The organism is Pseudomonas sp. S32, from assembly GCF_016648095.1.
Lineage (GTDB): Bacteria > Pseudomonadota > Gammaproteobacteria > Pseudomonadales > Pseudomonadaceae > Aquipseudomonas > Aquipseudomonas parafulva.
In genome coordinates, this window is record NZ_JACVVF010000078.1 from 1 (window position 1) to 11706 (window position 11706).

Annotated in this window: 6 protein-coding genes and 1 pseudogene; 5 read left to right on the forward strand and 2 right to left on the reverse strand. The window is 48.9% G+C overall.

Features of this window, described 5'->3' with window-relative positions; translation table 11 throughout:
- The 3 genes from IAE38_RS22970 to IAE38_RS22980 form a co-directional block, all read left to right on the forward strand.
- Positions 1-885 (forward strand): integrase domain-containing protein (locus IAE38_RS22970; protein ID WP_201219451.1); only part of this gene is annotated, 885 nt, incomplete at its 5' end.
- Positions 882-1169, forward strand: coding sequence for a hypothetical protein (locus IAE38_RS22975; RefSeq protein WP_201219453.1), 288 nt, complete (start codon positions 882-884; stop codon positions 1167-1169). The genes IAE38_RS22970 and IAE38_RS22975, both read left to right, overlap by 4 nt.
- 297 nt (positions 1170-1466) lie before the next feature.
- Positions 1467-5648 (forward strand): radical SAM protein, encoded by a 4182-nt coding sequence (locus IAE38_RS22980; protein WP_201219455.1) that lies wholly within the window; start codon positions 1467-1469, stop codon positions 5646-5648.
- Positions 5649-5954: 306 nt separating this feature from the next.
- Here IAE38_RS22980 and IAE38_RS22985 read toward each other — a convergent pair whose 3' ends face one another.
- Together IAE38_RS22985 and IAE38_RS22990 are read right to left on the reverse strand one after the other, a co-directional pair.
- Entirely contained in the window at positions 5955-8201 is a 2247-nt protein-coding gene (locus IAE38_RS22985; RefSeq protein ID WP_201219457.1) for a S8 family serine peptidase, read from the reverse strand.
- Positions 8202-8204: 3 nt separating this feature from the next.
- On the reverse strand, positions 8205-9311 hold the full coding sequence (locus IAE38_RS22990; protein WP_028699919.1) for an AAA family ATPase: 1107 nt from the start codon (positions 9309-9311) through the stop codon (positions 8205-8207).
- A 485-nt stretch (positions 9312-9796) separates the two neighbouring features.
- On the opposite strand from IAE38_RS22990, the gene IAE38_RS22995 reads away from it, so the two are divergent.
- Together IAE38_RS22995 and IAE38_RS23000 are read left to right on the forward strand one after the other, a co-directional pair.
- On the forward strand, positions 9797-10180 hold the full coding sequence (locus IAE38_RS22995; RefSeq protein ID WP_201219459.1) for a nucleotide pyrophosphohydrolase: 384 nt from the start codon (positions 9797-9799) through the stop codon (positions 10178-10180).
- 24 nt (positions 10181-10204) lie between these two features.
- Positions 10205-11656: pseudogene (locus IAE38_RS23000) on the forward strand (DNA/RNA helicase domain-containing protein); the annotation flags it as partial.
- Positions 11657-11706 lie beyond the last annotated feature (50 nt).

Below are 11706 nucleotides of genomic sequence, written 5' to 3' on the forward strand. Positions count from 1 at the left end.
GGCCACTACGGCACGGTGAAGGCACACTGTGATCGGTGGCAGGCATTCGTCGAATGGTGCCGTTCCGAACAGGGGCCGGGTTTCAATGATGCGCGGCAGATTGATCGGAAGGTGTTGGGTGACTATGCGGCGTATCTGCGCGACGTGGTTAGGCGCGGTGACCTTGCTGTCAGCACCGCACAAAACCGCTTATCCAGCGTTAACAGAACCATGGCGGCGCTTCGCGGTGATCAGCATGTGAAACTGCCAAGCCCGAGCAAGGCGTTGGGCATGCAGCGCACCGGGATTCGACACTCGGTACCTCAGGGCCAAGACTGCGATCAAGTTAAAGAGATCGTCCATGCGCTTTGCCGAAATCATCAGCAACGGGCCGCCGCAATCGTTCTGTTGGCGCGCGCCACCGGCATGCGCTTGCGTGAGGCCATCTTGGCGGATCTGCCACGACTAAGCCGTGAGGCTAACGAGCTAGGCAGGATCAATATTCAGGATGGTACCAAAGGCGGTCGCGCCGGTGCCTCGGCGCCGCGTTGGATTGCGGTGAACGACGATGTTCGCGAGGCGCTTGGGTTTTCACGGCAGGTATCGCCTGTGGGTAGCCACAACCTGGTTGCGCCGCACGAAAGCTACCGGAAACTTCTGCAAGAAATTATCCGCCCTGCGCGGGACATCTTGCATGCACACAACCTCAAAGGCTTCCATGAGCTAAGAGCGGCGTACGCATGTGAGCGCTATGAGCAAATCACCCAACACCGAGCGCCTATTAATGGCGGTCACTGTTGCCAGTTAGATAGGAGCCTTGATCGTGAAGCTCGTAGGCAAATCAGCTTCGAGCTGGGGCACGGGCGCATTGACGTGATCGCGGCATACATAGGTGGCCGGGCATGAGTAGACCATTCGATATGGAGCTGTTCTTGGCTGGCGTTCTGACCGGCTCGCACGCAACCCGGCAACGCCACGTGCGACAGGCAAAAATAATCCAGGCAGAAATCGCAGGGCGCTGGAAACGAGAAACACCTTGGACTTGGCAGAGAAAGCATGTGGCTTGGTTTCTTGAGCACCGCTTAGCTGAACGATGCGAGGTGACCCGCTATCGCTACCTGCTGACCGTGCGGCTGCTCGCTCGTCGCTTGAAAAAATCCTGGATCTTCAACCGCCATGCGAATCCCTAATTTTGACAGTCAAGACCGAGCGCATTCGCCGCGTGACTGCCATAAGCGGATGGCAGCTATCAGCGATAAGCAGCCGTTATTCGCTATCCAACCTGCGCTCTCGTGCTGTCGCTAAACTGTAGCAAAATCGCCAACCAGTGTTTAATGGTCGATAACGACCAAAACCACATATCATACGTGATTGGGATTAGGCAGATGTAGTAATGGCAGCTGATCAGCGTTGTGATCCCAGTATCTCATCAAGGGTACACAACGTGCCGTGACTACCTAAGCACATCGAGTAATTTAGGAGCCGAGATGGCATACGTAGTGGCTTTACTTGCAACCCGATGGGGAAGTGATTTAGGTGGCCTCAATGTGTTTAACAAGGGTTTAGCAGAAGGCTTGATCCAAGCACTCCCCAAAGAAAGCCAGACGTACTGTTTTGTAAATCGGTTGCCGGAAACAGGATGCGAAGTAAGAGTAAATCTTATAGAACAGAAAGAGTTCACCGCATCCGAGATAGCTGACAAAATTGCCAACTATTGTACAACATCAGACTTAGAGACATTGCAAGGCGTTTTAGTTGTGGGACATGACGTCATCACAGGCCAAGCTGCCGTCGACTGCGCCAACCAACTTCGTCAGCATCTTAGCGAGACGGACATTAAGTCAGCCGTTATAGGCCATATGGACTATTCGTCATATGCCTTTATGAAAGGGCAAAGCATGGATGAGGTGACTGCACGTTCGATGCAGCAGCGAGAAGTCATTGCTGCTGCAGATTGTGCTTTTGCCGTGGGCCCTCTGCTACAGCGTAATTTCGCATCGGCGCGAAGTGCCAAGAATCGACCAAGATCACCTGTAAGGCCATTGATACCCGGCGTTGAAAAAATTAAGTGGCAGCACCACGACCCTCGCGTCGATTTGCAAGTTTTTATCTCTGGCCGACTTAATCGTGATGACGATCCGATAAAGAATTCTACACTGGCCATCCACGCACTCGCAGAAGCATATTCACGAGGTCGGCAAATCGATGCTGTGGCCTGGCTAGCACGTGGGCAACTTTTTGCGTGGGGAGTAGACCCAAGCTCCGACAAAATTGTGGTGGAAGAGCTCAAAGAAATCGGTAGCAAGAATGCTGCTTTTACTCTTCATGCAGAGCCATTTTCCGATGACCAAGTAGCCCTAAGGCAACGCTTGGCTAGTTGTCATGTAGCGTTGATGCCGTCGTGGCATGAAGGTTTTGGTTTGAGTGGATGGGAGGCTCTTTGCGCAGGCATCCCCCTTGTATGCTCGCGTCAATCCGGACTTGCGATGCTAATTGATGATCTGAAACACCAGTTCCCAGAGGTTTCATTCGACAGCATTGAGTTTGTAAATCTTGGCGGCAGCACGACTGCAGGCACGCCGAACCAAGAAGATATCGATAAGTGCGCTGACGCTTTGCTTGCAATTACAAGCAACCTTGAGGCGCGAAAGCAAGCTGCTATCGAAGTTGCATCCCTACTAAAACGTGAATATAGCTGGAAGCGCTGCGCATCTGATTTACTAGAAGGTACTGGCTGGTACTTTCCTGGCTCGGTACATTGGGCGAACCGACAAGCTGTCGGTCGAAAGCAGGAGGAGTCTCGTCAGGTATTGGAACGAATACTTGAAAATCTGGGCCAATTAGACCTCGAAGAGGACTGGGCTGATTTGACTACAGCCTTCAATAGTCTGAGTGATGCGGGTAAGAACGCCGATTTGCATAATCGGGCCGACCTGCAAGAGAAACTGCGTGATATCAGTAGTGCCATTGGTGATCGTATGGCTATGACGAGCTCAGCAAGAGACTCAGGACACATGGACGTGTGCTGGCGGTTCATGGCCGCTTGCGCAAATATATGCTCTAGTTTCAGAGCGTTCTCTGAGTCCTTTTCAGAACCTATGCTAAAGGTCATTTGGAAAGATTCGTTTTTGACTAAAGAGTTATTTTACTACTCATCCGTCTTTGCCAGTGAGATATTAAATCAGGCAAGCGAAATAGCTCCTAAGTTTTTCGAACCAGCTCGTGTAATAGATTTTGGCACCTCGTTCGCTATTCGACTTGCACGTTTGGAAAACAAACATCCCGGGATCGCGACAATTGTTCCTGGAATTGAAGCTGATCCTAATTTTAGAATGGAAAATCAGCGCTGCATTAAAGTAACTAAACTCTCCCATGATATTGCAGATAGCATCGCAAGTGATCCTATATTAGCGCCTACGACCCTGGCGCTAATGGCGCACGGTCTGGATCCGGCTCGCCAAATTTCCGATCAGAGTGTTAGTTTTTTAAATATGTATTACCCTACCGCTGGCAAGGTCAAGGGGCATTGGCGTGGCGATAAGCGTGTATTCGCCGCATTTGCTACCGCGAGCTTATCCACGCAGGTACTTCTTGAAACTTTACGGAGAATGGCTCTTGATGAAGATGAAAGTATTAGATGGGCCTCATTGCATCTAGCATTCTCTCACACCCTACGACGTCGACTAGAAGCTGCTTTCTCCGCGGGGGGGCTGAAAATAGAGCGCTCCCTGAATGAAGAGCTGGGTAGGATTGTGGACTTGGCTATCAGCACCGATGAAGGCCATCCATGGCTGCATCGGGAATTTCTGAGCCATTATCTAGAGGAGTGTGCATCTCCATCAGAACCCGGTAAGCCCGTACGTTTAGGCGTATTAGACTTTCCCGTCGCAAGATGGTTGATTGGCCCAGTCGTAGGTGAAGTGGGGCCTACACTTCGTGGCTGTATGCATCCAGAGGTTACTGTTACGCGCGCTGATACTCTCCAAAATGTTAAGCGCGTCTTGCTTGTATTACCTCCAATTGAAATCGATGATGCGGCATCCGGAGCATCGCGGACCAGTACACCAGCATTAGGCTTGGGCCTGCTGGCCTCTCATCTCGCGGCTCAAGGGCACGACGTTCAGATAGCGGACTGTCATAGGTTCCCAAGGCTCCGTGCGGAGGTATTGCGCCTAGCACAAACTTTCGACCTGATAGGATTCAATACCGTATTTTCCACAATACAATCAACGATGAATATGCTCGTTGGTATTCGCAAGAGAACACATAGTACTACGTTGGTAATCGGCGGGCCGGCAGCCAAGCTAAATGCATGGCAGTTTTCTACTGTGCACACAGAGGACGCCCAAGCAAGCTGGGACTTTGCAGTTTCAGCAAATGCTGTGGAAAATTTATCCTCTTTGGTGGCCAGCTTGAAAAACCCAGGGAAGTGGCCCCTTGCACCGGGCATTACCCCAAACTTGAAAAGTTGGAATGTGGTTGGTCGTGGAGTCGAGGCTGGCAACGTTATACCGGCAATTTCACAAGATTCATCAGCGACCACATGGCCGCAAGTAATAATTGATCGTCGCATTTACCGCAATGAGAATGGTCAGTATGAGCCCGCGCGAACCAGGGCAAAATCGACTACTTTCTATGAGGCTCACGTAGTTATGTCGCAAGGCTGCGACTGGAATTGTGCCTTTTGCACCGAGCGAAAAGATAAAAGTGGAGGTGAAATTCGCCGAGAGGTCTCGCATGTCCTCATGGAGGTTAACGCCTTGGCTTTGCAACATCCAGAACTCCGTATTCAGTTCGTAGATGATAACTTGCTTCCGCAGATAGCATCCGATGGAAAGCCTCAAGCGAACAAGTACAGTGGACTCGCATGGGCGAGCGACTTCATTGAGGGCCTGACCAAAATCAAAGAGCGGGCTGGTGAATCATTTGGGTGGCGTGGGATTTTCCGCATTGAAGATTTCATTGCTTACGAAGAACGTATGGGCTTCTCTTTCATAGAGCGCTTACAACAGTCTGGGTGTCGCATGCTTGCATTCGGCATTGAGCACGGAAGTGAGGAGCGAAGAAAAAAGAGTAAAGCTGCAAGTCAAACTGTAACCAACCGTCAAATTTCAGAACTTTTTGCACGACTTCGATCTGCAGATATTCTCACAAAGGCCTATTTCATGCTGGGCGGTCAGTGGGAGACACCAGAGTCAGCACAGCAAACAATTGATTTCTCGGTTGAATGTGGAGTTACCCTAGCATACTTTGCGCTTTATAAAGATTTCTCTACTGCCTCAAGCGTTCTGAGCAAAGAGCAGCATGCAAATGATCCGAGACCAGAAAGCTATATACGCTACAAACAGCTAACACTCAGCTGGGATCAGCAGCTCATTGACGTACAAAACAATCCTGAGCCCTGCGATTTCTATATGGGTGGTTCGCCTGTTACGGAGCAAGAGCTGCAATGCTATCGTGAACTATCAATTCTGGGCTTCCAATTTGCAGACTTGGTCAAGTACAACGATTTTCATAGCGAAGAAGCAAATGAAGGTAAGCTTTTGAACTCTGTCACATGGGGTGTACCGTCGGATTACTTCAAAATCGTTGAGCACGCTTACCGCAAATTCTATTTACGAGATGGATTTGTTAAAGAATACTGTGCTTTACTGAAGCACGGGTATTGAGATAGCGTCAATATCTGCTTTGGCCTGTTGCAGTCTGGTGTGAAAGGCTGCATCGGCTCGAAGCAGAAATCGTATGTGTGCATAGCAAACCCAGACAGCAAGTCGACACAGTGTTAAAATCTAATGGTCGTGCGGCTACTCACTCATCGACCAAAGAAACCATTAATATTAAAAACCTAACAAATAGTAAATAACTACAGCATGTCAAGTACTGCTGTATAAGAAAGGGGGCTATATACCCCCTAGATAATATTAAGTATGTAGTACTATTTCCGGAAGCTTTAAATAAGCATACCCCCAGCAGATTCAACTTCCAATTTCAATCTCCGTCTGCAGATTGGTTGCATTTTCTACGTAACCCGCCAACTTACCAACCATTGAGTTATAAATACCTGGAGCATTATCCGGGGCTTGAAAAGTTAGCACGAATGCTACTTCTTGCTCTGGCAGCTCGTGATGATCTGCCAAACCGAATTGATAAAGATCCCTAGCATAAATTCGAGCGTGCAACCTCAATGATCCGGCCTGTATAGACCGTCCTGAAAAAGAATTTGCATGACGTCGGATCGGACTCCATTTTGCAAGATCCTTTCTGGCACTCTCCTCTTTAGCTTTTGCTTCCTGCATGGACCCTAGAAGATTTATTGTCTTGCCACTAGGCCCCTTAGCTTGGAGCGCAACTTGCAAGCGAGTGGAGAAGTAATTAACTCCGCCTAACCCTGAGACAATAGGTTTAATAATTGCGGTTAGAGAGGCTCGCCCCACAAGCTTACCGCTGGCCATCATTTCCGGCGGGATGGGTAAATCGTTCCAATAGTAAGCACTGCCAGCTTTTAGTTTAGAAACCCAAGCCAGCGTGACTGTTCCTTCTTTACATACCCAAGGCATTGTATCTGGAGCCCAGGGGGTTCCCCACCCCAGCTCATGACAATGTTCATCACGCTCCGCACAATTAATTAATAGCGCACGTACTAAGTCTGGAGTAGGATTCTTTAAATTGAAGAAAGTATGAGCTGCAAGCGAAGAAATTAGAGTTGTACTAAAACTAGTGCCAGTGTTAGTAACACCGCCAATCATCCGAAGGCTTGAGAACCATGAAAGGTCCGGCTTTTTCATCCCTGCTGGGGCTGGCCCCTTCAAGCTAAGTGAGCATGCTTGCGATGGGACGCCCACGGCACTGGCAGTACGACCGCTGACCGTCAAAGCTCCCTCACAGTCCGCAGGCGGACATAACTTTTTTAGGTTGGAGCTTGAAACGTTGCCAATCGAAATAATCGGTAAAATCCCATACTCACGAGCAATTTTATTGATCTCATGCCCAAGAAAACTAATCTCTTTGGGGTTCGCTGACGGGGCTATTTCGTTAAATGACAGATTCCATACCTTTGCAAAGGTATTGGTAGCAGCAGCAACATCTTTCAAATAGTTAAGGAACTGATTCTGGGTTGGCTGTTTCTTCGTTCCATCCTTTGCAATTGCTTGGACGGTTGCGAACCGACAATTCAATTCTGGAAGATTTAGGTTATTGTTCCACGCATGTCCGTTACACACGAGAGATGTTATCTGATTACCGTGAATTCTATTTGCCACAAAATCGTCGATTAAAGGAGGAGCTGCCCAGTATTCAAACGGTTTGTAACTTGCAGCCGAGCGCCCTCCATCAATTACCACAACAATAGGGAGATCTTGTGGAGATATGCTTGATAGATCTGGCTCAGCGCCCTGGCCCGGAGGAGTTGAATTGGATGTAATGCTTGAGACAGGCTCAATACGATATGTTGTCCCTGACGCCGCAATCTCTTGGAGGGTATGTACTGAGTCCACCTCAGCTGAGAAGGAAGCGATTCCTGACTCAAGGTATTGCTGGCAAGCATACAGCAATACCGGATCAATGCTTTCGTCAGGCTCTTCACTTTCCGCCTTGACGTCAAATAAGTTTGAAAACCGTTCATCACCAAAAGATATTTTCTTCTTCCGATATAGCTCTAATAAGTCGCTAACAACTGACAATCTAGCCTCCTCATTAGAGAAGGGAAGAAGCCAAAAACTAAATTGCTTGCAATCTCCTTGCCCTTCAGCCCCCCAAAATTCTTCTGCAGTTTTCCCACGAAAAGTTTCGAAGGCATTGAATAGGCTAACTGACTCCACGCGCGATATATCAACGCGCTCCACAATATTTTTTGCGGTTTTCAAACGCTTTGAGATGACATCGAAGGCCTTTACATCGCTTTCCAAGAGATAGCCATCAAATGCCGGCGCCACAATTCTGCAGCCATAGTTACTGGAAAAAATGTCTTTTGGAGTCCAAGTAGAGGCGTGCGAATCGCTGAACATCCTTACGACAAGATGAGTCTTATTTGCATGGGTTTTAATTTCACCCACTTGTTTACTGAAGCTATCGAAGGCTTCTGACAACTTCGCTCTCTGAGCTAGAAGACGATTTTGTCGTACATCCTTCTCATTTTTCCCTCCCCCTTTAATTGCTGAAGGTGCCGGCTTTCTTAAAAAACTGAGTACCGGATTGATCAGCGGAGTTCCATTATTGGCTGCCACTTTTTAGTCCTTTAAGTAACTTGATATGGTTTGTCGGCTAGTACTTAGAATTTTTGCCAAGTCAACTTGAGTAACATTGTATTCTCGATGAAGCAAGCGAGAGATGTTTTTCTTTTCAGTAATTGAAAGCTCTCCATTTGTTGGCATGGCGGTATTCCCTAGAGTGCTCTCGACAACCGCGCTGATTACAGAACCAAGATTTATTTCTGATTTTGATAATATGCATTTCCGTCGCGTGGCTATAGATATGCTCTCAATATCGGCGCCGCTGAGCCCTTCAGACAACTCTGCGAGAAGCTTGTTTATACCTTCTTCTCCAGAATCTAAAAACAGAAAATGATTCCAGAGATTTTCTCTCATATCGCAATCTGGGGTCTGGAATTTGATTTTGTATGGAAAACGCCGCCAAATTGCTGGATCTAATAACCCAGAGTGATTTGTGGCTGCTATGACAACTGAGTGATCATCAAGAGAGTCTAAACCCTGGATTAAGGTATTAACCACTCTTTTTAGCTCACCTAATTCGTGACGATCATCTCTAAGTTTCGCTACTGCGTCCACTTCATCCAAAAAAAGAATAGCATTCTTCTTGGGAGCAAAGTCGAATATCTGCCGAAGATTTTTTGCAGTATCTCCCAACAGGGATGATATAACTGACTCAAGCCTAACAACATATAATGGTCGATTAAGCTGAGCGGCTATGTGACCAGCAATCAAGGTCTTGCCTGTGCCTGGAGGTCCCGACAATAAAAGATTGAGGCGCCCTGCAAGCCCGTGTGAAATCAGCTCATCAATATTTATTACATCAGCAATAAATGTTTGAAACACATTTCTGGCATCACCATTGAGAAACAAGGGGCTCACCGGCCACTGGGCTTCCTCCAACAAAGGCATGCGTGATTTAGTGTCGACCGGCAGACTTTCCATGTACCCCGAACTCTGAAGAGGTACACCTCTCTTTCGCAAGATCGACTTAATTTTTTGCGCCGACTCTAAATCATAATTGCTTATAGATTTAGCGATCTTATTGCTGGCTGAGCGGACATCGGAATAGTTAGCTTCAAGAGAGGCTTCTATCAGCGCAATGATGTCTTCCGATCTAACCTGCATTTTTACTTCCTCAGCGTATCACGTGCATATGACCTTCAATGCTAACCAATTGCACACATGTGTCAAGCAAGAAAGCCAATTATGACAAGCCTTACGTCGAATTCGTAAACCCACAGCAGCATCCATGGCTATGGAGTGAGGCTAGGAGGTCAATCACAGAATGGACAAGCACAGCTTCAGCAAGGAGCGACCTGTGTATTTGACTATCGAAAGGCTAAGACTTACCGCAAATGCACTGGCCTCGAGGTCTCGCTGCACAGTCCTGCTATCACCAGCCTCCTTAATCACGCCCGGAACGCCAGCTAGGCACTGCATAACAATCTCGCCATGTGCCTAGCTAGCATGCGAGCGCTGCAGAGTAGCTTGGCCGGCAGGTCCGTAAGGATAAAAACTACAAAAAGCCCTACGTAACAGAGAAAACTCTTACAATCCTCGGCCGCATTCCTACGATTTTTCTCCTCCATTGATACACAAGAGATAGCACCGTGAGTGACTCAGACAGCTCATCCGCGCCACTGGTTGACGTAGTGAAGCTCGCCGCATCCCTTCAGCGTTTCGCAGATGATCGCGACTGGCAGCAATTCCACTCTCCCAAAAATCTCATCCTGGCTCTCACTGGAGAGGTAGGCGAGCTGTGCGAGATTTTCCAATGGATGAGCGATGCCGACTCGATCTCCGCCGCAACAGACCCCGAAATCGGCCAAGCCGTCAAGGATGAACTGGCGGACGTATTCATGTACCTGGTTCGCCTGAGCAGTGTACTCGGCATTGACCTCAACGAGGCCGTGACACAGAAACTCGCCTCGAATGGCCAGAAGTACCCCGTGGATAAAGCCAGAAGCAACAGCAAAAAGTACGACCGACTCTGACCAACACGCACCTAAGGACAACCCGTGATCGTTTACGCTGCGACCAAACAGCAATTTCTTAGAGACAACGATAACGATGACATTGAGGAAGTGATCCTCAGGCATTACAAGGAAGCTACCGGCAAGAACGTTGGCTCCTCGGAAATCAGGTCGTGGCAAGGGTCCCTGACGTACATGGCCAAGGTCCTTAGAGATGAGGGCCTCCCAAGCGATGCAGGCCTGGCCATTGAATTGCACATTCCGCAGTCGTCGAAGCGAATCGACTTTCTACTCACCGGTCGCGACGAAAAACAGGCAAAAAAGGCCGTACTGATCGAGCTGAAGCAATGGAGCAAGGCCAACGCCACAACCAAAGACGCCATCGTCAAAACGGCGTTGGGTGGCGGCCTCATTGAGACCATTCACCCGTCCTATCAGGTTTGGTCATATGCAGCGCTGTTGGAAGGCTTCAACGAGGCGGTGTATGACAAAAGCATCGAAATCCGTCCGTGTGCCTACCTTCATAACTATGTCAGCGACGGCATCATAGATTCGGCTCACTACGAGCCCCACATCAGCAAGGCTCCACTGTTCCTGAAAGGCCCGGAAGAGCTCAGTAAACTCCGAAGCTTTCTGAAAAAGCATATAACTCATGGCGACAACAAAGAGGTTCTTTACGAACTGTCCGAAGGAAAAATTCGCCCGTCCAAGGCGCTAGCCGAGGCCCTCGCGGGGTTGATGAAAGGCAAACCCGAGTTCGTATTGATTGACGATCAGAAAGCAATTTTTGAGTCGGCGCTTGCGGCGGCAAGCGAGGCTTCGGACCAAGCACCCAAGGTGATGATCATCGAAGGTGGACCGGGCACCGGAAAAACTGTTCTGGCTATCAATCTGCTGGTGAAGCTCACCGAATTGAAGCTGATGAGCAAATACGTCTCCAAGAATGCCGCCCCTCGCAAGGTCTACGAAAGCAAACTGGTTGGCACCATCAAGCGCAGCCATTTCTCGAATTTCTTTTCAGGCTCTGGGGCATTCATCGACACTGAGCCCAACACATTCGATGCGCTTATCGTGGACGAAGCTCATCGGCTGAATGAGAAAAGCGGGCTTTATGGAAACCTTGGGGAGAACCAGATCAAGGAGCTGATTGACTCAGCGAAATGCTCCATTTTCTTCATTGATGAGGACCAGCGTGTAACCTTGAGCGATATCGGCAGCAAGCAGGCGATTCGCGCCTTTGCGAAAGCCAAGGGTGCGGTGGTTGAAGAACACGTGCTGTCTTCGCAGTTTCGCTGCAGTGGTTCTGACGGTTACCTGGCATGGCTGGATGACACGCTAGGCATTCGCTCTACGGCAAATCCGACGCTTGAGACCCAAGAGTACGAGTTTAAGGTGTTCGACTCACCTCAGGCGATGCATGACGCAATCAACGAGAAAAACCACGGAAACAAAGCTCGTGTGGTCGCGGGCTATTGCTGGCCTTGGTTGAGCAAGAAGATCGTGTCCCGAGAAGTGGTGTAACTGAACCAACCGAAGGCGCCCTGTGG